Origin of the sequence: Variovorax paradoxus, from assembly GCF_000834655.1 — a bacterium.
GTDB classification, from domain to species: domain Bacteria; phylum Pseudomonadota; class Gammaproteobacteria; order Burkholderiales; family Burkholderiaceae_C; genus Variovorax; species Variovorax paradoxus_F.
Genome location: NZ_JXQQ01000048.1, coordinates 65,161 through 91,118, shown reverse-complemented (window position 1 = coordinate 91,118; position 25,958 = coordinate 65,161). Strand labels below are relative to the sequence as shown.

The window sequence follows — 25,958 nt, the reverse complement described above, 5'->3', positions numbered from 1 at the left end:
AGGCCCCAAGGAGACAACACGATGAGCCTGCCTGCACGATTCAATTTCGCCGAACACCTGTTCGCCCTCAACCGCGGTCGCGCCGATCGCACCGCCTACATCGACGACCGCGGCACGCTGACCTACGGCCAGCTCGAAGACCGCGCGCGCCACCTGGCCGCCACACTGAAGGCCGCCGGCGTGCGCCGCGAAGAGCGCGTGCTGCTCTTGATGCTCGACAACAACGACTGGCCCGTGAGCTTTCTCGGCTGCCTGTACGCCGGCATCGTGCCCGTCGCGGTCAACACGCTGCTCACGCCCGAGGACTACGCCTACATGCTCGACCACAGCCGCGCGCAGGCCGCGCTGGTGTCGGGCGCGCTGTTGCCCGTGCTGCAGGATGCGATGGGGCGCGGCGCGCACGAGTTGCAGACGCTCCTCGTCTCGCAGCCGACCGGCGCGCTGCCGGAGAACGCACAAGCCTTCGACGATGCGCTCGCCAGGGCCGAGCCCCTGGCCGCGCCGGTCAACACCGCGTCCGACGACCCCGGCTTCTGGCTCTACTCCTCGGGCTCCACCGGCAAGCCCAAAGGCACGGTCCACACGCACGCCAACCTCTGGTGGACGGCCGAGCTCTACGGCAAGCCGGTGCTCGCGCTGACCGAAGACGACGTGTGCTTCTCGGCCGCCAAGATGTACTTCGCGTATGGCCTGGGCAACGCGCTGACCTTTCCGCTCACGGTCGGCGCCACCGTCGTGCTGATGGCCGAGCGCCCCACGCCCGACGCCACCTTCCGACGCTGGACCGAGCACAAGCCCACCGTGTTCTTCGGCGCGCCCACGGGCTTCGCGGGCATGCTCGCTTCGCCGAAGCTGCCGGCACGCGATGCGGTCGCCTTGCGCATGTGCTCGTCCGCCGGCGAGGCCCTGCCCGGCGAGATCGCGCAGCGCTTCAAGGCGCACTACGGCTGCGAGATCATCGACGGCATCGGCTCGACCGAGATGCTGCACATCTTCATCTCCAACCGCCCCGGCGACGTGCGCTACGGCACCACGGGCAAGCCGGTCGAAGGCTACGAGGTCGAGCTGCGCGGCGAAGACGGCCGCCCCGTGCCCGATGGCGAAGTGGGCGACCTTTACATCCGCGGCCCGAGCTCGGCGCTCATGTACTGGACCAACCGCGAGAAATCGCGCGACACCTTCCAGGGCGGCTGGACCAAGAGCGGCGACAAGTACACGCGCGATGCCGACGGCTACTTCACCTACGCGGGCCGCAGCGACGACATGCTGAAGGTCAGCGGCATCTACGTCTCGCCCTTCGAGGTCGAGGCCACGCTGATGCAGCACCCCTGCGTGCTCGAGGCCGCGGTCATCGGCAAGGAAGATGCCGAAGGGCTTACCAAGACCAAGGCCTTCGTCGTGCTGAAGGACGGCAGCGCCGCGACCGAGGACGAACTCAAGGCGTTCGTGAAGGAGCGGCTTGCGCCTTACAAGTACCCGCGCTTCCTCGAATTCGTGAGCGAGCTGCCGAAGACGGCGACCGGGAAGATTCAGCGGTTCAGGTTGCGCGAGCGGGAAAAAGCGGCATGACGCGCCGCCTTTCTTTCTCCCTCCCCTCCCGGGGGAGGGTTGGGATGGGGGCATCGGCCTCAACGCACGCACATCCTTCTCAAGCGCCGCGAGCCCCCATCCCAGCCTTCCCCCGGAAGGGGAAGGAGCAACAGCCGGGAGCAATGCAATGAGCACACCCGACTTCGCCACCATCGAATGGCGCGGCCGCCCCGTGCGCATCGAATGCCAGTGGGTGGCCCCCCAGCGCACCGACGCGCCGCTCATCGTCTTCCTCCACGAAGGCCTGGGCTCCGTCGCGATGTGGAAAGACTTCCCCGCGCAGGTGTGCGACGCCGCCAACGCCCGCGGCCTCGTGTTCTCGCGCCCCGGCTACGGCCGCTCCACGCCGCGCGGCGACGACGAGATCTGGGGCGTCGACTTCATGCACCGCCAGGCGCACGAAGTGCTCCCTGCGCTCTTCACCGCGCTGAAGCTCGATGGCGAAACGCCCTGGCTCTTCGGACACAGCGACGGCGGCTCGATCTCGCTGCTCTACGCCTCGCGCTTTCCCGATCGCGTGGCCGGCCTCGTGGTGCTGGCCCCGCACATCTTCGTGGAAGACGTGACCGTGGCGAACATCGAGCTGGCCCGCACCGCGTACCTCTCGACCGACCTGCCCGGCAAGCTCGGCCGCTACCACGCGAGCGCCGACTCCGCCTTCTGGGGCTGGAACCGCATCTGGCTGCACCCGCCCTTTCGCGACTGGAACATCGAGGCCGAACTCGACGCCATCCGCTGCCCGGTGCTCGCCATCCAGGGCATCGACGACGAGTACGGCACGCTCGCGCAGATCCGCGGCATCGCGGCGCGCGTGAACGGCAGTTGCGAACTGGTGGAAATCCCTGAATGCGGGCATTCCCCACATCGCGATCAGCCGGAACGTGTCACCGTCGCTACCGCCGCTTTCATCACCAAAAACAGGAGACAGACACCATGACGACCATCCGCAACGCGCGCCTCGCGCTCACCGCCATCGCCTTTGCCGCCCTTGCGTCGGCGGCCGGCGCCCAGGGCACCGGCAAGCTCAAGGTCGGCCTCATGCTGCCCTACAGCGGCACCTACACCGCCCTGGGCGTGGCCATCGAGAACGGCTTCAAGCTCTACGTGGACGAACAGGGCGGCAAGCTCTCGGGCCGCGAGATCGAATACTTCAAGGTGGACGACGAGTCCGACCCCGCCAAGGCGACCGACAACGTCAACAAGCTCATCAAGCGCGACAACGTCGACGTGATCGTGGGCACCGTGCACTCCGGCGTCGCCATGGCCATGGCCAAGGCCGCCAAGGAAAGCGGCACCGTGCTGATCGTGCCGAACGCCGGCGCCGACGCGGTGACCGGCCCGATGTGCGCGCCCAACATCTTCCGCAGCTCGTTCAGCAACTGGCAGCCGGCCTACGCCATGGGCGAGGTCGCGGCCAAGCAGCAGGGCAAGAAGAAGGCGATGACCATCACCTGGAAGTACGCGGCCGGCGACGAGTCGGTCAACGGCTTCAAGGAAGGTTTCGAGAAGAACGGCGGCAAGGTCGACAAGCAGCTCACGCTGGCCTTCCCCAACGTGGAGTTCCAGGCGCTACTGACCGAAATAGCGGCGGCCAAGCCCGATGCGGTGTACGCCTTCTTCGCAGGCGGCGGCGCGGTGAAGTTCGTCAAGGACTACCAGGCCGCGGGCCTGAACAAGACCATTCCGCTCTACGGCCCCGGCTTCCTGACCGACGGCACGCTCGACGCGCAAGGCGAATCGGCGCAAGGCATGCTGACCACGCTGCACTACGCGGACGGCCTCAACACCGCGCGCGACAACGCGTTCCGCGTGGCCTACGCCAAGTCGTTCAAGCTGCAGCCCGACGTGTACGCGGTGCAGGGCTACGACGCCGCGCAGATGCTGGGCGTGGGCCTTGCCGCCGCCAAGGGCGACATCGGCAAGAAGGCCGAGTTCACCGCCGCCATCGAAAAGGCCAGGATCGACAGCCCGCGCGGCCCGTTCACCGTGAGCAAGTCGCACAACCCGGTGCAGGACATCTACCTGCGCAAGGTGGATGGCAAGGAGAACAAGCTGGTCAGCACGGCGATCAAGGGCCTCGCAGATCCGGCCCGCGGCTGCCGGATGTAAGCCGCGCACCGCACGCGCTCCACGCCTCCAACCGTTCGTTCCACACCACCTCAACCACCGCCGTTCGGGCTGAGCCCGTCGAAGCCAGGGCACAACCCGCGCAAGCCTTCGACAAGCTCAGGCCGAACGGACGGTCGAACGGATGGTGAGGGGTTTTCGTCTTGCCTCCAACCGGTATCGCCCAGTGGATTTCGGAACCTTCCTCGTCCAGTGCCTGAACTCCGTTCAGTACGGACTGCTGCTTTTTCTCGTGGCATCGGGCCTCACGCTGATCTTCGGGATCATGGGCGTGATCAACCTCGCGCACGGCAGCTTCTACATGATCGGCGCGTACCTCGCGTTCTCGCTCGCGCCGCTGTTCGGCGACCAGTTCCTCCTGATGCTGGTGGCCGGCGTGGTGCTCGCGGCCATCTTCGGCTACCTGCTCGAATGGGCCTTCTTCAGCTACCTGTACCAGCGTGACCACCTGCAGCAGGTGCTGATGACCTACGGGCTCATTTTGGTGTTCGAGGAACTGCGCTCCATCCTCGTGGGCAACGACGTGCACGGCGTGAAGGTGCCCGCCTGGCTCGACGGCAGCTTTGCGCTGGGCAACGTCATGAGCTACCCCTGGTATCGCCTGTTTGCTTCGGCCGCCTGCATCGTGCTCGCGGTCGGCCTGTACTGGGTGGTGAACCGCACGCGGCTGGGCATGATGATCCGCGCCGGCGCGAGCAACCGCGACATGGTGCGGGGCCTCGGTATCGACGTGAAGCGCCTGTACCGCATCGTGTTCGCGGCCGGCGTGGCGCTCGCGGCGCTGGCCGGGATGATCGCGGCGCCGATGTCCTCGGTGTATCCGAACATGGGCGCGAGCGTGCTCATCATCTGCTTCGTGCTGGTGGTGATCGGCGGCATCGGCTCGATCACCGGCGCGCTGCTGGCCTCGCTGCTGGTGGGCTTCGTCGATACCTTCGGCAAGGTGTTCTTCGCGGACCTGAGCGGCATCGGGATCTACCTCCTGATGGCCATCGTGCTGATCTGGAAGCCCGAAGGGCTGATGGGGAGGCGGCCATGAAGAAGGGCGCATTCCTCCTGCCCGTGGCCTGCGCGGTGCTCATCGGCATCGCCGGCCCGCTGATGGGCAACTACGCCTCGGATTTCATCGTGAAGGTGATGATCCTCTCGATCTTCGCGCTGAGCCTGGAACTGCTGGTCGGCATGACCGGCCTCGTGAGCCTGGGGCACGCGGCGTTCTACGGCATCGGCGCCTATGTGACGGTGCTCGCATCGGGCAGCGAAGGCGGCAACTTCGCGCTGCTGCTGCCGATGGCCATGGGGGCGGCGGCGCTCTATGCGCTGTTCGTCGGCGCGCTGAGCCTGCGCACGCGCGGCGTGTACTTCATCATGGTCACGCTGGCCTTCGCGCAGATGGCCTTCTTCGTGTTCCACGACACCAAGATCGGCGGCGGCAGCGACGGCATCTACATGTATGTGCGCCCGGCCCTCGGCGCGCTCGACCTGGAGAACCGCATGGTGCTGTTCTACGTGGTGCTCGCGTCGCTGGTGTTCACCTACGGCCTGCTCGCGCTGATCCGGCGCTCGCGCTTCGGCGCGGCGCTCGCGGGCATCCGCGTGAACGAGCAGCGCATGCGCGCGGCAGGCTTCCCGGTGTACGGCTACAAGCTCGCGTCCTTCGTGCTGGCCGGTGCGCTGGCAGGGCTCGCAGGCTTTCTGCTCGCCTCGCGCGACGGCGTGGTCAACCCAGAGCTCATGGCCTGGCACAACTCGGGCGAGGTCCTGCTGATGGTGATCCTCGGCGGCCTTGGCCATCTGCGCGGCGCGGTGATCGGCGCGATCGCGTTCACGCTGCTGAAGGAGATCTTCTCGACGCACGCGGTGATGGGGCCGCTCGCGGACCACTGGCAGCTCACGCTGGGCATCGCGATCATCGTGTTCGTGGCGTGGTTGCCCAAGGGGCTGATCGGGCTGGTCAAGCGCATTTCGCCGAAGGAGGCTGCATGAGCTTTCCCCGCCTTCTGTCTTTCTCCCTCCCCTCACGGGAGAGGGCCGGGGTGGGGGCAAGCGGCCTCTGCCAAAGCACTGCCTCCACGAGCGCCGCTCGCCCCCATCCCAACCTTCCCCCGGAAGGGGAAGGAGCAAAACCATGAACGCCCTCCTTTCCGTCGAAGGCCTCACGCGCCGCTTCGGTGGCCTCACCGCGGTGAACGCGGTCACGCTCGACCTGCACATCGGCGAAGTGCATGCGGTGATCGGCACCAACGGCGCGGGCAAGTCCACGCTCATCAACATGCTCTCGGGCGAGATCGAGGCCTCCGAAGGCCGCATCGCGCTGGACGGCATCGACATCACGCAGCGCGCGCAATCCAAGCGCGCGCGCGACGGCGTGGGCCGCAGCTACCAACGCACGACGATCTTTCCGGAGTTCAGCGTGCACGAGAACTGCCGGCTCGCCGCGCAGGCCGCGACGGCCCGGCCATGGGCGATCTGGCAGGCCTCGCAGCGCTGCGCCGCGAGCAATGCGGCCGCCGATGCGGCGCTCGAAGCGGCCGGCCTTGTCAACGAGGCCTCGCGCATCGCCGGCACGATGAGCCACGGCGCGCAACGCCAGCTCGAAGTGGCGATGTGCCTGGCCACGCAGCCGCGCGTGCTGCTGCTGGACGAGCCGCTCGCCGGCATGGGCGCCGAGGAAACCGACCGCATGCTCACGTTGCTCGCGCGGCTGAAGGCCACCCACGCCATCCTCCTGGTGGAGCACGACATGGACGCCGTCTTCCGCATCGCCGACCGCATCACGGTGATGGTGAACGGCACCGTCATCGCCACCGGCGATCCGACCTCGATCCGCGAAAACCCCGAAGTGCGCACCGCCTACCTCGGAGAAGACCACTGACATGCTGATCGTCCGCGACCTCAACACCTACTACGGCAACAGCCACATCCTGCGCGGCGTGCATGCCGGCATCCCGACGGCCACGTCGGTCGGCCTGCTCGGGCGCAACGGCATGGGCAAGACCACCCTCATCCGCAGCATGATGGGCTACGTGCGCCCCGCCTCGGGCGAGGTGCAGGTCGACGGCCGCACCGTCACCGGCTGGCCGCCCGAGAAGATGGCGCGCCTGGGGATCGGCTACGTGCCCGAAGGCCGCGGCATCTTCCCGAACCTCTCGGTGCGCGAGAACCTCGTGATGAGCGAGCGCGCGGGGGTCGATGGACAACGCGCCTGGACCTTCGACCGCGTGATGGCCACTTTTCCGCGGCTGGCCGAGCGGCTGTCGCATGGTGGGCAGCAGCTCTCGGGTGGCGAGCAGCAGATGCTTTCCATCGGCCGCGCGCTGATGACCAACCCGCGCCTGCTGATCCTCGACGAGGCCACCGAAGGCCTCGCGCCGCTGATCGTGGCCGAGATCTGGCGCGTGATCGGCGAGATCCGCAGCACCGGCATCGCCACGCTGATCGTGGACCGCGACTACCGCAAGGTGCTCGCGCACACCGACCTCGCGGTGGTGATGGAGAAAGGGCAGATCGTGCGGCATGGAGCGTCGGCCGACCTGCTGGCAGAGCCGCAGGCACTCGAGGAATTGCTGGGCGTCTGACCGCCGTTTTTTCCGAGGCCTGGAAGACGACACACCGTCCACGCTGAGCTTGTCCAGGCGCCGCGCGAGCCTTCGGCAAGCTCAGCGCGAACGGCTTGTCGGGATCACGCAGCCCGCTGCGCCATCAGGAAATCGATGAACACCCGCATGCGCAACGGCACATGCCGCCCGTCCGGGTACAGCAGCGTGTAGGGCCGCGAGCGGCCCGCGAACGGCCTGAGCACCTCGACGAGCGTGCCGTCGGCGATCTCCTTCTCCACCACGAAGCGATAGGTCTGGAACAACCCGGCGTCGCTCCTGGCGAGCGTGACGCCCCCGAGCACGTCGTCGGAGCAGCTGTAGGCGCTGTCCCCGAAGACCTCGCGGTCCTTGCCGTCTTCCTTGAAAAGCCACGAGATGCGCCTGCCGCTGCTGGGCAGCTCGAACTGGATGCACTCGTGCGCCGCCAGGTCGTCCGGCGTGCGGGGCGTGCCGGCCTTCTTCAGGTACTTGCGGGTTGCGACGACGACGAGCGCCGCGTCCTCCAGGTGCCGCGCGATCAGCGTGGAGTCGGGCTGGGCGCGCACGCGCACGGCCATGTCGTAGCCCTCCTCCACGAAATCGATGTTGCGGTTGCTCAGGTGCACATGCAGCCGGATGTCGGGATAGCGCTCTCGGAAAGCCGGCAGCATCGGCAGGATGCGGTGATGGCCATACGTGGTCGGCACGCTGATGCGCAGCGTGCCCGAGGGCTTGGCCTGCTGGCCCATCACTTCGCGCTCGGCTTCGGCGAGTTGCGCGAGCGCCTGGTGGCACTGGACGAAGTAGGAACGGCCCGCGTCGGTGAGCCGCACGCTGCGCGTGGTGCGCACAAACAGGCGAAGCCCCAGCCGCTTTTCGAGCCGCGAGATCGAGCGGCTCACCGCAGCGGGCGTCACGCCCGCGGCAAGCGCTGCCGAGGTGAAGCCGCCCGTCTCCGCCGCGAGGCAAAAGAGTTCGATGCTGCCGAGGAGGATGTCGCCGAACTGCCGCTGCATAAATTGATTACCTCGCGTATCAAGTGAAGTGCGAGTCTAGTGATTTATCTATCGTCGTGTCATCAATACAGTTCTCCTCACCGTCATCAACTTCTGGAGAACCGACATGCAAGACAGCAACTCATCCACCGTCGTCATCACCGGCGCATCGAGCGGCATTGGCCTCGGCCTCGCGCAGGCTTACCTGGAGCGCGGCTTCAACGTGGTCGCCAATGCGCGCACCGACGAGCGGCTCGCAGCCGCCGCCAAACAACTGGGCAACCCCGCACGCTTTCTCGGCGTCGCGGGCGACATCGGCAAGCGCGACACCGCAGAGCGGCTCATCGCCCGCGCCGTGGAGCGCTTCGGCCAGGTCGACGTGCTCATCAACAACGCCGGCATCTTCAACGCCAAGCCTTTCGTCGACTACACCGAGGAAGAGCTGGACCAGCTGGTCGTGACCAACCTCAAGGGCTTCGTCTACGCCTCGCAGGCCGCCGCGAAGCACATGATTCCGCGCCGCAAGGGCCACATCGTGAACATCACCGCGGGCATCGCGCTGCAGCCGAACCTGAAGGTGCCGGCCCTGGTGCCGGTGCTGGTCAAGGGCGGCATCAACGCCGCGACGCGCGCGCTGGCGCTGGAGCTCTCGCCGCACAACATCCAGGTGAATGCGGTGGCGCCCGGCATCGTCGATACGCCGATGCACCCGTCCGAGAACCACGGCTTCCTGAGCGCCCTGGCGCCCGCCGGCCGTATCGCGACCGTGCGCGAGATCGCCGATGCGGTGCTCTACCTCACCGGCGCCGGCTTCACCTCGGGCGTGGTGCTGGCGGTGGACGGCGGCGCGAGCGCCGGCACCTGGTAATCGCCCCGTTCGTTCACACCACAGCCAAGGAGCACATCATGCCTTTCGTCAACCTGAAGATCACCCGCGACGGCGTCACGCGCGAGCAGAAGACCCAGGTCATCGCGGAGTTCACCGAGGTGCTGGAACGCGTGCTGAAGAAGCCGCCGGAGTGGACGCACATCGTGATCGAGGAGATCGATACCGATGACTGGGGGTTCGGAGGCGTGACGACCACCGAATACCGCAAGCGGCTGGCCGAGGAGGCGAAGAAGCCGCAATGAAGGTTCGGTGAGGGCGCCCGGGCTGCTGCCTATTCGATGAACCGCCGCAGCCCTTCCAGATCGATCACGGTGATGCCCCCGTACTCGATGCGCAGGAACCCCGCCTCCTTCAACCGGTTCAGTGCCGCATTGCAGCGCTGCCGCGACACCCCGGCGAGGTTCGCGATCTCTTCCTGCGAAGTCTGCAGATGCGGCTCGCTCCCCGGATGCAGCCATGGGTGGAAGAGGCCGGCCAGCGCGCGCGCCACCTGGCTGTCCGCATCGAGCAGCCGGTGCGCCGCGTAGTTGCCCATGAACCAGTGCAACCGCTCGTTGATCTGCTGCAGCAAGAAATGATCGAAGCCGCGCTGCGTGCGGTGCAGCCACTCGAAGGTCTCCAGCGGGAGCCGTGCCACGCGGCTCGCGCGCAACGCGATGATGTCGGCCGAGCGCGGCACCGCGCGCAGCAGCGTGCCCTCGCCGAACCAGCTGCCCACCGATAGCCCGCCAAGAGTCACCGAGCGTCCGTCGCTGGAGGTGATCGACCACTTGAGGAGCCCCTCGAGCGTGCCGTACCAATGCAGCGGCGTGTCGCCGCGCCGGCACAGCGCGGCGCCGGCGGCCACGTCGACCTCGCGCATCTCGTCGAGCACGCGATCGCGCGCGCCCGCGTCGAGCAGCGGGAACCAGGCAGAGCCTTGCAGCAGTTGCGCAATGGTCAGCGATGCCGCTGTGATGGCCGGCTCCGCCTTCTTGGTGGGCATGGATTGAAAGCTCCTGGAGGCACGGGTGCGTAAACCCTGAGCCCAAATGTCGTCGCGATGACTGAGTGTGCCTTCGCCGCCAAAAATAATAGCGCGCCCCTCATGCAAGACACCAGGAAAACGCCATGTCGTCCAAGCGCAAAGTGATCGTGACCATCGCCCCGACCGGCGGCATGGCGCACAAGTCGCAGAACCCGCATCTGCCCACCCAGCCCGCCGAGATTGCCGCCGACGTGCTGCGCTGCTGGAACGCCGGCGCGAGCGTGGTGGCCATCCACGCGCGGCGGCCCGACGACGGCGCCACCTGCAACGCCGATGTGTACCGCGACATCAACAGCCGCATCCGCGCGGGCGGCAGCGACATCGTCATCAACAACTCCACCGGCGGCGGCGTGCACGGCGACATGGTCAAGCCGCTGGCTGGCGACCGCTGGGAGATCGCCTGGGAAGAGCGCATCAAGGGCATGGACGCCGGCGCCGAGATGTGCACGCTGGATGCGACCACGCTCAACCTGAGCTTCGAGGGCAAGCAGATCCTGATGGACACGCCGATCACCAAGGGCCGCGAACTGGCCGCCGGCATGAAGGCGCGCGGCATCAAGCCCGAGTGGGAGGTGTTCAGCCCCACGCACATCCTGCAGGACACGACCACGCTGATCGGCGAGGGCCACGACGAAGAGCCCTACTTCATCAACCTGGTGATGAACGTGCACCGCAACTTCCAGAACGCGATGCCGTATTCGCCGCGCTTCCTGCAGATGATGGTGGACACGCTCCCCAAGGGCAGCATCTTCTGCGTGAGCGGCATCGGCCCCTCGCAGCTCGAAGCCAACGTGGCGGCGCTGCTTTTAGGCGGGCATGCGCGCGTCGGCCTTGAAGACAACCTCTACTTCCGCCAGGGCGAGCTGGCCACCAACGTACAGCTCACCGAGCGCATCGTGCGGGTGATCCGCGAGATCGACATGGAGGTTGCGACGCCCGCCGAGGCGCGCCAGATGATGGGCCTGCCGCGCACAGGCACGCCGCGGCCCGAGTTCGCGCTGGGCTGATCGAACGAACCACCGAATAACGACAACGACCGGAGACAAGACCATGACCACCCACCTCTCGCGCACCGCGCTGGCCGTCGCGCTCGGCACCGCCTTCGCCACCACCGGCTCCTTCGCGCAAGTGTCCGACGACACCATCCGCATCGGCTTCATCAGCGACATGTCGGGCATCTACCGCGACTACGACGGCCCGGCCGGCGCGGAAGCCATCCGCATGGCCATCGCCGACATGGGCGGCGCGATCGACGGCAAGAAGATCGAGCTGGTCACGGCCGACCACCAGAACAAGCCCGACATCGCGGCTGCCAAGGCGCGCGAGTGGTTCGATGTGCAGAAGGTCGACATGCTGATCGCGGGCGTCAACTCCGGCGCAGCCATCGCCATGGCGGGCGTGGCGGCCGACAAGAAGAAGCCGTATTTCGTGGTCGGCTCCGGCGCGTCGAGCCTCACCAACGAATACTGCTCGCCCTACACGGTGCACTACGCCTACGACACGGTGGCCATGGCGCGCGGCACCGCGAGCGCGGTGGTCAAGGCGGGCGGCAAGAGCTGGTACTTCGTGACCGCCGACTACGCCTTCGGCGCCGCGCTGCAGACCGATGCGGCCAAGATCATCAATGCCAGCGGCGGCACGGTGGCGGGGTCGGTCAAGCACCCGCTGGGCGCGAGCGATTTCTCTTCGTTCATGCTGCAGGCGCAGGGTTCGAAGGCACAGGTGCTGGCGCTCGCCAACGCGGGCGGCGACACGGTGAACGCGATCAAATCGGCGGCCGAATTCGGCATCAGCAAGAACATGAAGCTGGCCGGCATGATCATCACCATCAACGACGTGCATGCGCTGGGCCTGAAGACATCGCAGGGCATGTACCTCACCGACAGCTGGTACTGGAACCAGAGCCCCGAGGCGCGCACCTGGGCGCGCCGCTTCTTCGACAAGCACAAGCGCATGCCCTCCTCCTTCCATGCCGGCGACTATTCGGCCGCGCTGCAGTACCTGCAGGCCGTGAAGGCCGCGGGCAGCGACGATGCCGACAAGGTGATGGCGCAGTTGCGCAAGGCGAAGTTCAACGACATGTTCGTCAAGGGCGGGTGGCTGCGCGACGACGGCCTCATGGTCCACGACATGCAGCTGATGCAGGTGAAGACGCCCGACGAATCGAAAGAGCCGTGGGACTACTACAAGGTGGTCGAGCCGATCCGCGGCGAGGCCGCATGGACGACGAAGGCAGAGAGCCGCTGCGCGCGGTGGAAATCATGACCCTCCTGAATGTGCAGCGTGTCGCGGTCGTCGGCACCGGCGTGATCGGTGCGAGCTGGGCCGCGTATTTCCTCGCGCACGGGCTCGACGTGAACGCGACCGATCCGTCGCCAGGCGCCGAGGACAGGCTGCGCGCCGCGGTGGCGCAGCACTGGCCGACGCTGGAGCGCTTCGGCCTCGCGCCGGGCGCCTCGGTGGATCGGCTGCGCTTTCACGACAGCTTGGAAGACGCGGTATCGGTGGCCGACTTCGTGCAGGAAAACGGTCCCGAGCGCATGGACTTCAAGATCGACCTGTTCCGCCGCATGGACGCGGCCGCGCCGCCGGAAACCATCCTCGCGTCGAGCTCGTCGGGCCTGGCGATCAGCGGCGTGCAGTCGGGCTGTGCGCATCCGCAGCGCGTGGTGCTCGGGCATCCGTTCAATCCGCCGCACCTGATTCCGTTGGTGGAGGTGATCGGCGGCGAGAAGACATCGGCCGAGGCCATCGAGCGCACGATGGCGTTCTACGCGTCCATCGGCAAGCGGCCGATCCACGTGAAGCGCGAGGTCAAGGGCCACATCGCGAACCGGCTGCAGGCGGCGCTGTGGCGCGAGGCCTTCCATCTCGTCGACGAGGGCGTGGCGAGCGTGGCGGACATCGACACCGCGATCGCGCACGGACCCGGCCTGCGCTGGGCAGTGATGGGGCCGTTCATGAACCTGCATCTCTCGGGCGGCGCAGGCGGCATCGAACATGTGCTCGCGCACCTGGGCGGCCCGATCGAGGACTGGTGGAAGGACCTGGGCGCGCCGTCGATGACAGCGGCACTCAAGCAGAAGGTGACGGAGGGCGTCGCGCACGAGCTGGGCACGCGCCGGACGGCCGACCTCGAAACCGCACGCGACACCCTGCTGTTAAACCTGATTCGCGCCAAGGCCGACACCGGCAAACTCGATTGACATGACCGACTTCCTCAACGACGAAAGCCTGGTCGCCCCGCCCCGCACGGTGCGCATCGACTTCGACGACGGCTCCTTCGCATTGCGCTCGCCGCAGACGCTGAAGCCCTATGCGCGCTGCATCGGCGAATGGATCGAACGCTGGGCGCGCGAGACGCCCGATGCGCTCGCGTTCGCGGAGCGAGACGAAAGCGGCGAAGGCTGGCGCAGGCTCGACTACCGCGCGCTGCGCCACGCCGTGGGCGCGGTGGCACAGGGCCTGCTCGACCTGAAGCTGCCTGTGGGCCAGCCCATCGTGATCCTCTCGGACAACGCGATCGACCACGCGGTGCTGATGCTCGCGGCGATGCACATCGGTCGCACCGCGTGTTCGCTCTCCAGCGCGTACTCGCGCATGGCAAAGGATCCGTCTCGGCTGCACGGCATGCTGAAGGCGCTCGGGCCCTCGCTGATCTACGCATCGGACGCCAGGGTGTACGGCGGCGCGCTCGCGGGCTGCGGCGTCGAGGCCGTCACGGTGTTCAGCCGCAATGCCGACGTGCATCCGGGCGCGATCGCGTTCGACCAGTTGCTTGCGTTGAAGGAAACCCCGGCCGTGATGCAAGCCTTCGCAGCCATCCTTGCCGACACCCACGCCAAGTACCTGCTGACCTCCGGCTCCACCGGCAAGCCCAAGGTGGTGATCAATACGCACCGCATGCTGTGCGCCAACCAGCAGATGATGGCGCAGACCTGGCGCTTCCTCGCAGAGGAGAAGCCGGTGCTGGTCGACTGGCTTCCGTGGAGCCACACCTTCGGCGCGAACCACAACCTGCACATGGTGCTGTGCCATGGCGGCGCGCTCTACATCGACGAGGGACGGCCCGCGCCGGGCCTGATCGAGAAGACGGTGCGCAACCTGCGCGAGGTAAAGCCCACGCTGCTGTTCAACGTGCCGCGCGGCTTCGACATGCTGCTGCCTTTTCTCGAAGCCGACGAGGCGCTCGCTGCCGAAGTGTTCTCGCGGCTGCGCCTCGCCTTCTATGCAGCGGCGGCGCTGGCGCCCTCGACGTGGCAACGGCTCGAAGCGGTGGCCAAGCGCGTGCGGCCCACTCGGCCGCTGTGGCTCACCACCTCATGGGGCGCCACGGAAACGTCGCCCGCCATCACCTCGGCGCACTGGAAGCTCGACGGCGCCGGCTGCATCGGCGCGCCGCTGCCGGGGCTTGAGCTCAAGTTCGTGCCCAACGGCCAGAAACTGGAGATGCGGGTCAAGGGCGTCTCGGTGTTCCCCGGCTACCGCGATGCGCCGCGCGAAACCTCGGAGGCCTTCGACGAAGAGGGCTACTACCGCATCGGCGACGCCGGCTTTCTCGCGAACGCCGCGGAGCCCACGCACGGCGTGATCTTCAACGGCCGCGTGGCCGAGGACTTCAAGCTCTCGACCGGCACCTGGGTGTCGGTGGGCACGCTGCGCGTGAAGCTGGTGTCGCTGCTCGCGCCGCATGTGCAGGACGTGGTGCTCACCGGCCACGACCGCGACGAGATCGGCATGCTGGTGTTCGCGAGTCCGCAGGCCGCATCGCTCGCGCCCGAGGCGCTGGCAGAACGCATCGCCGGTGTGCTGCGTGCGTTGCGCGACGACGGCGCGGGCTCGTCGCAGTGCCCGGCGTGCGCGCTGGTGCTGGCCGAGCCGCCCAGCCTCGACGCGGGCGAGATCACCGACAAGGGCTACATCAACCAGCGCGCGGTGCTCACGCGCCGCGCGGCCGATGTGGCGCGGTTGCATGCGGCGGAGAACGATCCGCAGGTGGTGCGCCTGCGCGGCTGATCAGGACGGCTGCTCGAACAGCGCGAGCAGCGTCTCCTTGACCCACTGGTGCAGCGCGGAGGTCTCGTGCCGCTGGTGCCAGAACAGTTCGATGATGCGCGGTGGCGCCTCCAGCGGCACTGGCATCATGCGCAGGCCCGCGAGGCGCGAGGGCTCGAACTTCTCCGACCATGGCAGCACCGCGAGCAGGTCGGAGCGGCGCACCGCCTCGTAGGCTGCGCCGTAGTGGTTCACCGTCGCGACCAGGTTGCGCTGCAGTCCGCGGCTGCGCAGGAAGAGGTCGTAGGTCGGCGTGGTCTTGCCGACGAGGCTCACATCCACATGCCGCGCCGCGAGGAATTTCTTCAATGGAATCCTGCCCGTGCGCGCCAGCGGATGCCCCGCGCGCATGAAGCAGAGGAAATCGGGTGACCACAACGCCCTCGACTTGAGGAACGCGGGCCGCCGCACTTCCTCGTTGTAGACGCTGATCGCGAAGTCGGCCTTGTTGTCGGCCAGCACCGGGCCGAAATCCACCAGCGTGTTCGGAATGGCATGAACCTGCATCGACGGCGCGACCTTGCCGAGGCGGGCCGCCAGCCGCGGCACCACGATCGAGGACACGTAGTCCGACATCGCGATGCTCACGCTCGCGGTGCTGCGCAGCGCGTCGAAGCGCTCGTCGTCCATCGTCGCGCGGATCGCATGCAGCGACTGCGACAGCGGCTCCCACAGATCGATGGCGCGCCGGGTCGGGTTGACGCCCGCGCCGCTGCGCACGAAGAGCGGATCGTCGAAGGTGTCGCGCAGCCGGCGCAGCGCATTGCTGACCGCGGGCTGCGTCAGCGACAGCTTGCTGGCCGCGCGCGTGACGTTGCCTTCGGTCATCAGGGCTTCGAACACCTTCAGCAGGTTGAGATCGGCATTGCGGTAGTTCATCGTGCGTCCCGTTCATTCACCGGCTCAATAAACACAATCACGCATATAAATTTGCCGTGATATCCCCCCGATCCTACGATCTGCCGCTTCACCCCACCCCCAACTGAAGCCGAGGGATTCCCATGACCATGCTGTCGGCGCGCATCGAGCGCCTGCCCTTCTCTGGTTTCCATCGACGCCTGCTCCTCATGGGGGGCCTGGGCTACACCTTCGACGCGATGGACGCCGCGGTCATCGCCTTCGTGCTGCCGGTGCTGCGCACCGAGTGGGGGCTCAGCAGCGTGCAGATCGGCGTGCTGGCCAGCGCGAACTTCATCGGCTTCTTCTTCGGCGCGCTGGCGGCCGGCACCTGCGGCGACCTGATCGGGCGACGCAAGGTGATGATGTCGGCGCTCGCGATCTACTGCGTGGCCTCGCTCTTCAGCGGCATGGTCAACGACTGGACGCTCTTCCTCGCGCTGCGCATCGTGGCCGGCTTCGGCGCCGGGGCCGAGAGCGCGATCATCGCGCCGTACCTCTCGGAATTCGTGGCGCGGCGCTACCGCGGCACCTTCACCGGCGCGCTCGCGGGTTTCTTCTCGTTCGGCTTCGTCGCGGCGGCGCTCCTGGGCTATTTCATCGTGCCGGCGCATCCGCAGGGCTGGCGCATCGTCATCTTCATCACGGCGTTGCCCGTGGTGCTGCTGCTGTGGTGGCGCCGCGCGCTGCCGGAGTCGCCGCGCTGGCTCGAGAGCCAGGGGCGCGAGACCGAGGCGCTCGCGATCATGGACGCGATGGAAGACAACCACGTGCGCAACGGGCACGCGTTGCCCGCGCTCAACGCCGAAGACGTCGCCGCCCCGCCGCCCAGCACCAGCCGCGGCAGCCTGCTCAAGAACTACGCGACGCTCGTCTCCAGCAAGCTCATCCGCATCAGCACCATGACGTGGCTCATGTGGCTGTCGATCACCTTCAGCTACTACTCGTTCTTCACCTGGATTCCGAGCCTCCTGATCCAGAACGGCATGACGATCACCAAGAGCTTCGGCTATTCGCTGGTGATGTACATCGCGCAGATTCCGGGCTACTTCTCGGCCGCGTGGTTCAACGAGCGCATCGGCCGGCAGGCCACCATCGTGAGCTACATGCTGCTGGGCGGGCTTTGCGCGCTGGGCCTCGCGTTCACGCACAGCGACGCGCAGATCATGGTCGCCGGCGTGCTCTTGTCCTTCTTCATGAACGGCACGTACGCGGGCGTCTACGCCTACACGCCCGAGGTTTTTCCGACGCAGGTGCGCGCGACGGGCTCGGGCCTGGCCTCGGCCATCGGGCGCATCGGCGGCATCACGGCGCCGATCCTGGTGGGCTTCATCTACCCGACGGCCGGCTTCGCGGGCGTGTTCGGCATGACGACGGCGGTGCTGCTGCTGGGCGCGGCGGCCGTCACGTTCATGGGCATTCCCACGCGCGGCCGCTCGCTCGAAGACATCGCGGCCGGCGAACTTTCCTGACGACCTCCGACCACCATGCAGACAACCTCTCTCGAAGACTCCCTCTCGGCCGTGGCGCTCGCCCATGCCGACACCACCCAGCCGCACGCCACCTTCGATGCGATCGACAAGGCGGTCGCATCGACCATCGGCCACCGGCTCTTCACCATCCTGGTCCACCACCGCGACGCGCGCGAATCGGAGCGCGTGTACACCAACATGCGCGAGGCCTACCCGGTGGGCGGGCGCAAGCCCATCACCGATTCGCCGTGGATGCAGCAGGTGATGCAGCGCGGCCTGCCCTACATCGGCCGCAACGCCGATGACCTGCGCGACGTGTTCTACGACCACGAACTGATCGTGTCGCTCGGCTGCCGCAGCGTGCTGAACATTCCGCTGCGCTGGCAGGGAGAGACGCTGGGCACGCTCAACATGCTCCACGAGGAGAACTGGTATGGCGACGGCCACGTCGAGCTCGCGCGCGTGTTCGCGCAACTGGCGGTGCCGGCCGTGATGGCGCAACAGGCAAAGGAGCCCCAGGCATGACGACGACGAACACCTTTCTCTTCAAGAACGCGAACCTGCTCGATCCGCTGGAGAAGGACTTGCTCGAAGGCCGCGACATCCTGGTCGAAGGCGGCGTGGTCCGCGAGGTTTCCGACAAGCCGCTGCAGAGCAAGGCTGCGCGCGTCATCGACGTGAAGGGCAAGACGGTGATGCCCGGCCTGATCGACCTGCACGTGCATGTGATCGCGGTGGAGCTGAACCTCTCGCGCCAGGTGCACATGCCCAATGTGCTCATCACGCTGCGCAGCGTGCCCATGCTGCGCGGCATGCTGCGCCGCGGCTTCACCACGGTGCGCGATGCGGGCGGCGCGGGCTTCGCGTTCAAGCAGGCGGTGGACGCGGGCCTTGCGCAGGGGCCGCGCCTGTTCGTCTCGGGCCGCGCGCTGAGCCAGACGGGCGGGCATGGCGACATGCGCGGGCGCTCCGACTTCCTCGACCCAGCCGCTACCTGCTCGACCTGCGTGCGGGTCGGCGCGCTCGCGCGTGTCGTGGACGGTGTCGATGCGGTGCGCCGCGCCGTGCGCGAAGAGCTGCAGATGGGCGCCGACCAGATCAAGATCATGGCCTCCGGCGGCGTGGCCTCGCCGACCGACCCGGTGGGCGCCTTCGGCTACAGCGAGGACGAGATCCGCGCCATCGTGGAAGAGGCGGCGGGGCGCGGCACCTACGTGATGGCCCACGCCTACACCGCCGCGGCCATCGCGCGCGCCGTGCGCTGCGGCGTGCGCACCATCGAGCACGGCAACCTCGTCGATGCGCCCACGGCCGCGCTGATGGCCGAGCTGGGCGCCTATGCGGTGCCGACGCTTGTCACCTACGACGCGCTGGCCAACGAGGGCGAGAGCTTCGGCCTGCCCAAGGAAAGCGTGGCCAAGGTGGCCGACGTGCGCGAGGCGGGCCTGCGCTCGCTCGAGATCTACAGGAAGGCGGGCGTGAAGATGGGCTTCGGCTCCGACCTGCTGGGCGAGTCGCAACGCCTGCAGAGCGACGAGTTCCGCCTGCGCGCCGATGTGCTGTCGCCGGCCGAGGCGATCGCGAGCGCCACGGTGGTCGGCGCGGAAGTGCTGGGCATGGCGGACCGCCTCGGTCGCCTCGTGCCCGGTGCGCTCGCCGACCTCCTCGTGGTCGACGGCAATCCGCTGCGCGATGTCGAATGCCTGCTCGGACAGGGCGAGCGCATCCCGCTGGTCATGAAGGAAGGCGTGGTCCAGTTCGACGAACTGGGTTGAGCCGGGTCACTGCGGCTGGTCGAGCCACGCGTGCCAGAGCTTGCGCGCCTGGTCCTGGTAGCGGCGCATGAGGGCCAGCAGCTCGGCGCGCGGTGCCGGCGACATGAGCTCGGCCGGCAGCAGCGGATCGCGGATGAGGTGCGCGATGACGGCACGCCCGAGCAGCAGCGAATCGCGAATGGCCACCTCGAGCGGCGCGGTGCGCAGCCGCTTCTCGCTGCGCTCCAGTCCGCGCTGCAGGCGCTGGTACTCGGCCGCGAGGAGCCGCACGTTCCACAGCTTGCGCGCGGCCGACTGCGATGCGGCATCCAGGTCGGAGAGACGGAACACGATCGCCCTGGCCGACAGCCCCAGGCCCGCCAGGTGATCGCGCTCGGCCGCGAGGCCCCCCTTCAGGTTGTCGGGCCGGATGTGCAGCCCCGGCTGCAGCGCCGCGAAGCCGCGCAGCGACAGCGCCAGGCCATGCCGGCGCCAGGCCGTCTTGTCGGCGCGCGGCACGTCGGTGTCGTGCACGGCGATCCAGTCCTCGCGCCATGCGACGGTTTGCGAGCCACGCCGGTACCAGCCGTCCACCGCGCGTGCAAGCGGAGCGCCCGTGCGATCGAGCACGTAGCTGCCGCGCTCGCTGCGCGCGATCTTGCCCTCGCCCGCGAGCCGGGTGAGGCCCACGCGGATGGTCGATTCGCCGATGCCCATCAGCGCGCCGGCGCGGCATATCGCCTGCGCGGTGAGCATGCCTCGGTCGGCCACGAGCAGGTCGAGGATCAGGTCGGGCGCGCTGGGGAGGGCGACCAGGACATTACATATTTTTTCCACGTTTGCGCATCGCAGAAATATTTCCTACGATGACCCGAGAGCGATCAAGCAATCAATTTTGCCTCGAGGGGAATGCGGCCATGACCATGGAATACGTGACCTGCGAGTCGGATGGGCCGGTCTGCACCCTCACGCTGAATCGCCCCGACAAGCGCAATGCCGTCAACGGCGTGGTGGCCGCCGAGCTGCGCGAAGCGTTCGAGCGCTTCGAGGCCGACGAAGGCCTGCGCGTGGCGATCCTTACGGGCGCGGGCGGCCACTTCTGTGCCGGCGCCGACCTGGGCGCCGTCGGCAACCCCGACGAGCGCAACGAACTCGACCCCGAAGGCGGCGGCAGCGGGCCGATGGGGCCGACGCGCATGGCACTGTCCAAGCCGTTGATCGCGGCCGTGAACGGCTATGCGGTCGCGGGAGGCCTCGAACTGGCGTTGCTCGCCGACCTGCGCGTGGCCGACGACGATGCGGTCTTCGGCGTGTTCTGCCGCCGCTGGGGCGTGCCGCTGATCGACGGCGGTACGGTGCGGCTGCCGCGCATCGTGGGCATGGGGCGGGCGCTGGACATGATCCTTACCGGACGGCCTGTTTCCGCGAGCGAGGCGCTGGCGATGGGCCTGGTCAACCGCGTCACGCCGCCGGGCGGCGCGCTCGCCGCGGCGCGGGACCTGGCACAGCAGATCGCCGCCTTCCCGCAGCAATGCATGCTGGCCGACCGCCGCTCCGCCTGCGAGCAGTGGGACCTGCCGCTGGCCGAGGCGCTGCGGCGCGAAGGCGCCCAGGGGGTGCCGATCGTCTTTGCCGAAGGCGAAGCCGGCGCCGCGCGCTTTGCCGGCGGCGCAGGACGGCACGGCACCTTCAAGCGCTGATTCAGGCGCGCCGCCGCAGCGCGATGCGCAGCGCCTTCGCGAAACGCGGATCGGCCATGGCGCCGACGTTGAAGCGCGACCAGCGCGAGACCTGCGTCGAATCGACGCTGAAGATCCGCCCCGGCGCCATCACGATCTTGCGCGGCAGCAGCTCCTTGGCGAACGTTAGCGAGTCGGCCACGCCGGGCAGCGCCGCCCAGATGTAGAGCGACTGCGGCGTGCGCGCGAAGACCTCCGCATCGACCGAGTCGAACAGCTGCAACGCCTTGCGCGTGGCCTCGCCGAGGCGCGTCTGCAGGCGGTTGAGATGCCGTTGGTAGTGGCCCTCGCTCAGGATCACGTCGACCGTGCGCTCGCTGTACTCCGAGCTGCTCACGTGGATCAGCGCCTTCAGGTCGGCCAGATCGCTCGCGAGGTCTGCACCGCAGGCGATGAAGCCCACGCGCAGGGCCGCGGAGAACGACTTCGAGAAGCTGCCGATGTAGATCGTGCGCTCCAGCTGGTCGAGCGCCGAAAGCCGCGGCAGCGCCGTCGGCTTGAAGTCGGCCAGCGGATCGTTCTCCACGATCAGCAGGTTGTATTTCTGCGCGAGCTGCAGCACGCGGAAGGCCTTGGCCGGCGAGATGTCGGAGCCCGTGGGGTTGTGCGCGAGCGACTGCGTGAAGAAGAGGCGCGGCCGCTCGGCGATGAGCAATTGTTCCAGCACATCGAGGTCGGGCCCGTCCGCCAGGCGCGGCACGGCCAGCATCTGCGCGCCCGCGAGCTTGAGCTTGCCGAAGAGCGGGTAGTAGCCCGGGTCGTCGACCAGCACCTTGCCGCCCGGCGGCACGAAGTAGCGGATGACGATGTCCATCGCCTCGTTGGCGCCGTGCGTGAGCACGATCTGCCGGGGCTCCGCGCCGATGCCGAAGTCGGCGAGCTTGCGCACCAGGTGGTCGCGCAGCGGTGCGTAGCCGAAGCGGCTGCCGTAGCGGAAGAGCGCACCGAGCCCCGTGCGCACGACCTTCGGGTGGTACTTGTCCAGGCGCACATCGGCCAGCCATTCGACGGGCGGAAAGCCGTCGCCCACCGCGACCGCATCGGGCTGCGTCTTGAGCTGCTCACGCATGAGCCACACGATGTCCATCGCACGGCCGAGGCTGCCCGCGTCTTCTTCTGCCGGCTTGGGCGTCGACTGCGCAAGCACGAAGTACCCCGAGCCACGGCGGGGTTCGACGAGGCCGCGCGACACCAGCAGCTCGAACGCGGCCACCACGGTGTTCTTGGCATAGCCATGCAATTGCGCCAGCTCGCGCAGCGACGGCAGCTTGTCGCCGGCCTTGTAGGCGCCGCTCGCGATCTGGCGCGCGAGGGTGTCGGCGAGCGAATCGGCGATCGTGGTCATGAGCCGAGACTGTGACACAGGAGGCCGCTTTCACGGACCACTGTCCGCACTGTCCCGCCAAACTGTGCCTTCCGCCGGCGGTACAGCCGACCTAAATTGCCTGCTCCCGAATTCATCTTCCGAAGAGACAAGCAACGATGGTCGCCGACTCCCGCATTCCCAATTTCCGTGCCCTCACGCCCGCGCAGCGCTTCGCCCATATCGCGAAGGCCGCATCGCTCACCGACGACGAAGTGGCCCTCCTCGCCCAGCCCGGCGCGCTCGCCGTGGACCGCGCCAACGGCATGGTCGAGAACGTGATCGGCACCTTCGAGCTGCCCTTGGGCGTGGCCGGAAACTTCACGGTGAACGGGCGCGACTACCTCGTGCCGATGGCGGTGGAAGAGCCCTCGGTGGTGGCCGCCGCGTCGTTCATGGCCAAGCTGGCGCGCGAAGGCGGCGGCTTCGAGGCCTCGAGCACCGGGCCGCTGATGCGCGCGCAGGTGCAGGTGATCGGCATCACCGACCCGTACGGCGCGCGGCTCGCGCTGCTGCGGGCGCGCGACGAGATCCTCGCCGTGGCGAACAGCCGCGACAAGGTGCTGATCGGCCTGGGCGGCGGTTGCCGCGACATCGAGGTGCATGTGTTCGGCGACACGCCGCGCGGCGCGATGGTGGTGATGCACCTCGTCGTCGACGTGCGCGACGCGATGGGCGCGAACACCGTCAACACCATGGCCGAGGCGGTGTCGCCGCTGGTCGAGAAGCTCACGGGCGGCACGGTGCGCCTTCGCATCCTGTCGAACCTGGCGGACCTCAGGCTGGCGCGTGCCCGCGTGCGGCTCGCACCGGCCGTGCTGGCCACGCGCGAGCGCAGCGGCGAAGAGGTGGTCGAGGGCGTGATCGATGCGTACACCTTCGCGGCCGTCGACCCCTACCGCGCGGCGACGCACAACAAGGGCATCATGAACGGCGTCGATCCGGTGATCGTCGCAACCGGCAACGACTGGCGCGCAGTGGAAGCCGGCGCACATGCCTATGCCTGCCGCAGCGGGCGCTACACGTCGCTCACCACGTGGGAGAAGGACACCACGGGTGCACTCGTCGGCACCATCGAGATGCCGATGCCCGTGGGGCTCGTGGGCGGCGCGACGAAGACGCATCCGCTCGCACGGCTCGCACTGAAGATCCTCGACGTGAAGTCCGCGCAGGAGCTCGGCGAAGTCGCCGTTGCCGTGGGCCTTGCACAGAACCTGGGCGCGTTGCGCGCGCTCGCCACCGAAGGCATCCAGCGCGGCCACATGGCGCTGCATGCCCGCAACATCGCGCTGGTCGCGGGCGCCACGGGCGACGAGATCGACAGCATCGCCAAACAGATGGCCGCCGAGCACGACGTGCGCACCGACCGCGCGGTGGCGCTGCTCGAAGCGCTGCGCAAGAAGTAAGCAACGCGGGGAATGCCCGCACACGGACCGCGGCCGATACCGCGGCGGCCACGAGCGTGGCCGTCACATAACCACAGACGGAGACATCACACATGAACGCAGACACTGCAACGCCCGCCTCCGCCCGTTGGCGGCTGGTGGAGATATGGGGCGACACGGCCGACCTCGGCCATCTCGCGTGGTCGATCGTCATCGGCGTCGCGGTGAGCCTCGCGGGTTACCTCGTGGCGAGCCGCCTGCTCGCAAGCGCGGTGAGCACGCCCGAGCTGGCGCGTGCCTATGCGATGCTCGCGGGCCTCGGCGGCTGCGTCGTCTCGGGGTTGATCTGCGCCAAGCTCTTCGCGCCGAAGCGCGAGGTGGTCGAGGGCACGGACCCCGATCCGCGCTGGCGCGAGGAAGTACTGTCCGAACTGGCCGGCGAGCACGGCGACCTCGGCTCGGTCAACGACCTGCCGCCGTCGGTGGTGCGCGAGATGAAGGAGCTCGAAATCTACGACCTGTTCGCGTCGTACAAGCCCCGCGCCCGCAGCACTGAAGGAGCCGCACCGTGATCGAAGCCGCCCTCTTCAACCAGATCCTCGTGGCCACCGGCATGGGCCTCGTGGGGGCCATCGTGTTCGCGGCCATCGGCCTCGTCTCGGGCACCGACGAAACCACCACGCTCGCGCCGCTCACGCTGCTGGTGGTGCTGCTGGGCGTGCCGCCCGAAGGCGTGTTCACCTTCTTCCTGGCCGCCGCCGTGGCCAAGCACATGACGCACGCGGTGCCCACCGCGCTCCTGGGCATTCCGGGCGACACCATGGCCACGCCGCTGCTGCAGGACGCGAACGTGCTGCGCAACCTGGGCGTGCCGCACATCGCGCTGCGCAAGATGGTGTCGGGCGCGATCATCGCGGCCTTCATCGCGGTGCCGCTGGCCGTCTTGTTCGCGGTGCTGCTCGCGCCCTACGGCGCGGCCATCACCAAGGCGGCGCCGTGGATCTTCGTGGTGGCCGCCGTGGCCATCGCCTACTTCTCGAGCGGGCGCTGGGCGTCGGTGGCCACGCTGGTGCCGTTCGTGATGGTGATCGTGGCGCTGCAGGCGCTCACCGGCAAATACGGCGTGAAGCTCAGCATCAGCTATTTCCTCGGCATCGCCATCGGGCCGCTGGTGGCCGACCTCTTCTCGGTGATCTCGCCCGCGGCGCGTGCGCGCATGAAGCGCGACAAGGTCCGCACCTTCTCGCTCGCGCCCGACGTGAAGGGCTGGACGGGCTACTTCCCGAACCCGTTCAAGGTGCTCGACCGCACGCAGGTGAAGTGGACCTTCGCGACCGCCACGATCTCCAGCGCCACCTTCGTGTTCAGCCCGGTCGCGATGACGGTGGTGCTGGGCGAACTGGTGGGTTCGCGCATCAGGCACGCATACCACCGCCTCACGACCACGCTGGCCGCGCGCAACGGCGTGACGGAGGCCACCTACATCGCCGAGGCGTTGATCCCGCTGATCGCCATCGGCCTGCCGCTGAGCCCCGTCGCCGCTGGCCCGGCCGCGCCGCTCTTCAACGCGCCGCCGGTGTTCACCATCGACTCGGCCACGGGCCAGACGCACAACCTGCACAACCTGCTGAACCATTGGGAATTCCTCGGCTACGGCATGCTGGCCGTGGTGCTCGCGGCGTTGGTGGCCTATCCGTTCACGATGAACTTCGCACGCCGCGCGGCGCTGTTCGTCTCGCGCAAGGTGAGCCACGAGGCGATCATCGCGACCTTCGTCGGATTGATCGTGGTGATCAGCGTGTGGGAAGGCCAGTTGCTCGGGCTGCTGGTGATCCTCACGATGGGCCTGCTCGGCGGCCTGCTGTCGCGCGCCATCGGCTTCAACACCGGCGTGCAGTTCATGGGCTACTACACGGCGGTGCTGACGGTGCCTGCGGTGATCAAGGCGTTTTCGTAGGCCTGGATTGTTCCGGGGCGGCGATCACGCCGACGGGGTACCTTGCTCCGCGAATGTCCCCCGGGCTTCGCCCTCCTCCTTGATTTCGCTGCGCAAGGCACCCCATCGGCGTGATCGTTATCAGTGCAGT

At 68.0% G+C, this 25,958-nt stretch carries 25 protein-coding genes; 20 read left to right on the top strand and 5 right to left on the bottom strand.

Annotation, left to right across the window (positions count from 1 at the left end):
• Positions 1 to 21: 21 nt before the first annotated feature.
• From RT97_RS20700 to RT97_RS20670, 7 genes are all read left to right on the top strand, one after another.
• The gene (locus RT97_RS20700; RefSeq protein ID WP_042580699.1) at positions 22 to 1,569 is read left to right on the top strand and encodes a benzoate-CoA ligase family protein; all 1,548 of its coding nucleotides are present in this window, start codon (positions 22 to 24) and stop codon (positions 1,567 to 1,569) included.
• A gap of 148 nt (positions 1,570 to 1,717) precedes the next feature.
• Positions 1,718 to 2,527, top strand: a complete 810-nt coding sequence (locus RT97_RS20695) for an alpha/beta fold hydrolase (protein WP_042580698.1) — start codon at positions 1,718 to 1,720, stop codon at positions 2,525 to 2,527.
• The gene (locus RT97_RS20690; protein WP_042580697.1) at positions 2,524 to 3,699 is read left to right on the top strand and encodes an ABC transporter substrate-binding protein; all 1,176 of its coding nucleotides are present in this window, start codon (positions 2,524 to 2,526) and stop codon (positions 3,697 to 3,699) included. Before RT97_RS20695 ends, RT97_RS20690 begins: the two co-directional genes overlap by 4 nt.
• A 184-nt stretch (positions 3,700 to 3,883) precedes the next feature.
• The gene (locus RT97_RS20685; protein ID WP_042580696.1) at positions 3,884 to 4,756 is read left to right on the top strand and encodes a branched-chain amino acid ABC transporter permease; all 873 of its coding nucleotides are present in this window, start codon (positions 3,884 to 3,886) and stop codon (positions 4,754 to 4,756) included.
• Positions 4,753 to 5,703: a branched-chain amino acid ABC transporter permease gene (locus RT97_RS20680; RefSeq protein ID WP_052810712.1), complete on the top strand. Its 951-nt coding sequence runs from the start codon at positions 4,753 to 4,755 to the stop codon at positions 5,701 to 5,703. Before RT97_RS20685 ends, RT97_RS20680 begins: the two co-directional genes overlap by 4 nt.
• A gap of 142 nt (positions 5,704 to 5,845) precedes the next feature.
• Positions 5,846 to 6,592: an ABC transporter ATP-binding protein gene (locus RT97_RS20675; RefSeq protein ID WP_042580694.1), complete on the top strand. Its 747-nt coding sequence runs from the start codon at positions 5,846 to 5,848 to the stop codon at positions 6,590 to 6,592.
• A gap of 1 nt (position 6,593) precedes the next feature.
• Entirely contained in the window at positions 6,594 to 7,295 is a 702-nt protein-coding gene (locus RT97_RS20670) for an ABC transporter ATP-binding protein (protein WP_042580693.1), read from the top strand.
• A 104-nt stretch (positions 7,296 to 7,399) separates the two neighbouring features.
• Here RT97_RS20670 and RT97_RS20665 read toward each other — a convergent pair whose 3' ends face one another.
• Entirely contained in the window at positions 7,400 to 8,311 is a 912-nt protein-coding gene (locus RT97_RS20665) for a LysR family transcriptional regulator (RefSeq protein ID WP_042580692.1), read from the bottom strand.
• 106 nt (positions 8,312 to 8,417) lie between these two features.
• On the opposite strand from RT97_RS20665, the gene RT97_RS20660 reads away from it, so the two are divergent.
• Complete coding sequence (locus RT97_RS20660) at positions 8,418 to 9,158, top strand: SDR family NAD(P)-dependent oxidoreductase (RefSeq protein WP_042580691.1); 741 nt, start codon at positions 8,418 to 8,420, stop codon at positions 9,156 to 9,158.
• Positions 9,159 to 9,196: 38 nt separating this feature from the next.
• On the top strand, positions 9,197 to 9,421 hold the full coding sequence (locus RT97_RS20655) for a tautomerase family protein (RefSeq protein WP_042580690.1): 225 nt from the start codon (positions 9,197 to 9,199) through the stop codon (positions 9,419 to 9,421).
• Between the two features lie 29 nt (positions 9,422 to 9,450).
• On the opposite strand, the gene RT97_RS20650 is transcribed toward RT97_RS20655, so the two are convergent.
• Complete coding sequence (locus RT97_RS20650) at positions 9,451 to 10,164, bottom strand: Crp/Fnr family transcriptional regulator (protein ID WP_042580689.1); 714 nt, start codon at positions 10,162 to 10,164, stop codon at positions 9,451 to 9,453.
• 125 nt (positions 10,165 to 10,289) lie between these two features.
• On the opposite strand from RT97_RS20650, the gene RT97_RS20645 reads away from it, so the two are divergent.
• From RT97_RS20645 to RT97_RS20630, 4 genes are read left to right on the top strand one after another with little or no spacing between them, the layout of a single operon-like run.
• Entirely contained in the window at positions 10,290 to 11,213 is a 924-nt protein-coding gene (locus RT97_RS20645) for a 3-keto-5-aminohexanoate cleavage protein (protein WP_042580688.1), read from the top strand.
• Between the two features lie 43 nt (positions 11,214 to 11,256).
• On the top strand, positions 11,257 to 12,471 hold the full coding sequence (locus RT97_RS20640) for an ABC transporter substrate-binding protein (RefSeq protein ID WP_042580687.1): 1,215 nt from the start codon (positions 11,257 to 11,259) through the stop codon (positions 12,469 to 12,471).
• Complete coding sequence (locus RT97_RS20635; RefSeq protein ID WP_042580686.1) at positions 12,426 to 13,412, top strand: 3-hydroxyacyl-CoA dehydrogenase NAD-binding domain-containing protein; 987 nt, start codon at positions 12,426 to 12,428, stop codon at positions 13,410 to 13,412. Before RT97_RS20640 ends, RT97_RS20635 begins: the two co-directional genes overlap by 46 nt.
• Before the next feature lies 1 nt (position 13,413).
• The gene (locus RT97_RS20630; protein ID WP_042580685.1) at positions 13,414 to 15,222 is read left to right on the top strand and encodes a feruloyl-CoA synthase; all 1,809 of its coding nucleotides are present in this window, start codon (positions 13,414 to 13,416) and stop codon (positions 15,220 to 15,222) included.
• Here RT97_RS20630 and RT97_RS20625 read toward each other — a convergent pair whose 3' ends face one another.
• Positions 15,223 to 16,140, bottom strand: coding sequence for a LysR family transcriptional regulator (locus RT97_RS20625; protein WP_042580684.1), 918 nt, complete (start codon positions 16,138 to 16,140; stop codon positions 15,223 to 15,225).
• 122 nt (positions 16,141 to 16,262) lie between these two features.
• On the opposite strand from RT97_RS20625, the gene RT97_RS20620 reads away from it, so the two are divergent.
• The 3 genes from RT97_RS20620 to RT97_RS20610 are packed head-to-tail and all read left to right on the top strand — an operon-like array spanning position 16,263 to position 19,405.
• Positions 16,263 to 17,630 (top strand): MFS transporter, encoded by a 1,368-nt coding sequence (locus tag RT97_RS20620; protein ID WP_042580683.1) that lies wholly within the window; start codon positions 16,263 to 16,265, stop codon positions 17,628 to 17,630.
• A 15-nt stretch (positions 17,631 to 17,645) separates the two neighbouring features.
• Positions 17,646 to 18,155 carry a GAF domain-containing protein gene (locus RT97_RS20615; protein ID WP_042580682.1) on the top strand — a complete coding sequence of 170 codons (510 nt, stop codon included), beginning with the start codon at positions 17,646 to 17,648 and terminating at the stop codon, positions 18,153 to 18,155.
• A complete protein-coding gene (locus tag RT97_RS20610) occupies positions 18,152 to 19,405 on the top strand; it encodes a metal-dependent hydrolase family protein (RefSeq protein WP_042580681.1) in 1,254 nt (417 codons plus the stop codon). The genes RT97_RS20615 and RT97_RS20610 overlap by 4 nt, the downstream gene beginning before the upstream one ends.
• 6 nt (positions 19,406 to 19,411) lie before the next feature.
• Here RT97_RS20610 and RT97_RS20605 read toward each other — a convergent pair whose 3' ends face one another.
• On the bottom strand, positions 19,412 to 20,221 hold the full coding sequence (locus RT97_RS20605) for a PaaX family transcriptional regulator (RefSeq protein ID WP_042580680.1): 810 nt from the start codon (positions 20,219 to 20,221) through the stop codon (positions 19,412 to 19,414).
• Positions 20,222 to 20,301: 80 nt separating this feature from the next.
• Between RT97_RS20605 and RT97_RS20600 the strand changes: the two genes are divergently transcribed.
• A complete protein-coding gene (locus RT97_RS20600) occupies positions 20,302 to 21,084 on the top strand; it encodes a crotonase/enoyl-CoA hydratase family protein (RefSeq protein WP_080898374.1) in 783 nt (260 codons plus the stop codon).
• A gap of 1 nt (position 21,085) precedes the next feature.
• Here RT97_RS20600 and RT97_RS20595 read toward each other — a convergent pair whose 3' ends face one another.
• Positions 21,086 to 22,468, bottom strand: coding sequence for a PLP-dependent aminotransferase family protein (locus RT97_RS20595; RefSeq protein WP_155403851.1), 1,383 nt, complete (start codon positions 22,466 to 22,468; stop codon positions 21,086 to 21,088).
• A 137-nt stretch (positions 22,469 to 22,605) separates the two neighbouring features.
• On the opposite strand from RT97_RS20595, the gene RT97_RS20590 reads away from it, so the two are divergent.
• From RT97_RS20590 to RT97_RS20580, 3 genes are all read left to right on the top strand, one after another.
• Entirely contained in the window at positions 22,606 to 23,892 is a 1,287-nt protein-coding gene (locus RT97_RS20590; RefSeq protein WP_042580678.1) for a hydroxymethylglutaryl-CoA reductase, degradative, read from the top strand.
• 92 nt (positions 23,893 to 23,984) lie between these two features.
• The gene (locus tag RT97_RS20585; RefSeq protein ID WP_042580677.1) at positions 23,985 to 24,443 is read left to right on the top strand and encodes a hypothetical protein; all 459 of its coding nucleotides are present in this window, start codon (positions 23,985 to 23,987) and stop codon (positions 24,441 to 24,443) included.
• Positions 24,443 to 25,828, top strand: a complete 1,386-nt coding sequence (locus RT97_RS20580; protein WP_042580748.1) for a tripartite tricarboxylate transporter permease — start codon at positions 24,443 to 24,445, stop codon at positions 25,826 to 25,828. Before RT97_RS20585 ends, RT97_RS20580 begins: the two co-directional genes overlap by 1 nt.
• The last annotated feature ends 130 nt before the right edge of the window (positions 25,829 to 25,958 follow it).

Excerpts from the sequence above, each read along its gene's own strand:
- RT97_RS20700 (WP_042580699.1), top strand. The coding sequence starts at position 22 with ATGAGCCTGCCTGCACGATTCAATTTCGCCGAACACCTGTTCGCCCTC.
- RT97_RS20695 (WP_042580698.1), top strand. The coding sequence starts at position 1,718 with ATGAGCACACCCGACTTCGCCACCATCGAATGGCGCGGCCGCCCCGTG.
- RT97_RS20690 (WP_042580697.1), top strand. The coding sequence starts at position 2,524 with ATGACGACCATCCGCAACGCGCGCCTCGCGCTCACCGCCATCGCCTTT.
- RT97_RS20680 (WP_052810712.1), top strand. The coding sequence starts at position 4,753 with ATGAAGAAGGGCGCATTCCTCCTGCCCGTGGCCTGCGCGGTGCTCATC.
- RT97_RS20675 (WP_042580694.1), top strand. The coding sequence starts at position 5,846 with ATGAACGCCCTCCTTTCCGTCGAAGGCCTCACGCGCCGCTTCGGTGGC.
- RT97_RS20670 (WP_042580693.1), top strand. The coding sequence starts at position 6,594 with ATGCTGATCGTCCGCGACCTCAACACCTACTACGGCAACAGCCACATC.
- RT97_RS20665 (WP_042580692.1), bottom strand. The coding sequence starts at position 8,311 with ATGCAGCGGCAGTTCGGCGACATCCTCCTCGGCAGCATCGAACTCTTT.
- RT97_RS20660 (WP_042580691.1), top strand. The coding sequence starts at position 8,418 with ATGCAAGACAGCAACTCATCCACCGTCGTCATCACCGGCGCATCGAGC.
- RT97_RS20655 (WP_042580690.1), top strand. The coding sequence starts at position 9,197 with ATGCCTTTCGTCAACCTGAAGATCACCCGCGACGGCGTCACGCGCGAG.
- RT97_RS20650 (WP_042580689.1), bottom strand. The coding sequence starts at position 10,164 with ATGCCCACCAAGAAGGCGGAGCCGGCCATCACAGCGGCATCGCTGACC.
- RT97_RS20645 (WP_042580688.1), top strand. The coding sequence starts at position 10,290 with ATGTCGTCCAAGCGCAAAGTGATCGTGACCATCGCCCCGACCGGCGGC.
- RT97_RS20640 (WP_042580687.1), top strand. The coding sequence starts at position 11,257 with ATGACCACCCACCTCTCGCGCACCGCGCTGGCCGTCGCGCTCGGCACC.
- RT97_RS20635 (WP_042580686.1), top strand. The coding sequence starts at position 12,426 with ATGGACGACGAAGGCAGAGAGCCGCTGCGCGCGGTGGAAATCATGACC.
- RT97_RS20630 (WP_042580685.1), top strand. The coding sequence starts at position 13,414 with ATGACCGACTTCCTCAACGACGAAAGCCTGGTCGCCCCGCCCCGCACG.
- RT97_RS20625 (WP_042580684.1), bottom strand. The coding sequence starts at position 16,140 with ATGAACTACCGCAATGCCGATCTCAACCTGCTGAAGGTGTTCGAAGCC.
- RT97_RS20620 (WP_042580683.1), top strand. The coding sequence starts at position 16,263 with ATGACCATGCTGTCGGCGCGCATCGAGCGCCTGCCCTTCTCTGGTTTC.
- RT97_RS20615 (WP_042580682.1), top strand. The coding sequence starts at position 17,646 with ATGCAGACAACCTCTCTCGAAGACTCCCTCTCGGCCGTGGCGCTCGCC.
- RT97_RS20610 (WP_042580681.1), top strand. The coding sequence starts at position 18,152 with ATGACGACGACGAACACCTTTCTCTTCAAGAACGCGAACCTGCTCGAT.
- RT97_RS20600 (WP_080898374.1), top strand. The coding sequence starts at position 20,302 with ATGACCATGGAATACGTGACCTGCGAGTCGGATGGGCCGGTCTGCACC.
- RT97_RS20595 (WP_155403851.1), bottom strand. The coding sequence starts at position 22,468 with ATGACCACGATCGCCGATTCGCTCGCCGACACCCTCGCGCGCCAGATC.
- RT97_RS20590 (WP_042580678.1), top strand. The coding sequence starts at position 22,606 with ATGGTCGCCGACTCCCGCATTCCCAATTTCCGTGCCCTCACGCCCGCG.
- RT97_RS20585 (WP_042580677.1), top strand. The coding sequence starts at position 23,985 with ATGAACGCAGACACTGCAACGCCCGCCTCCGCCCGTTGGCGGCTGGTG.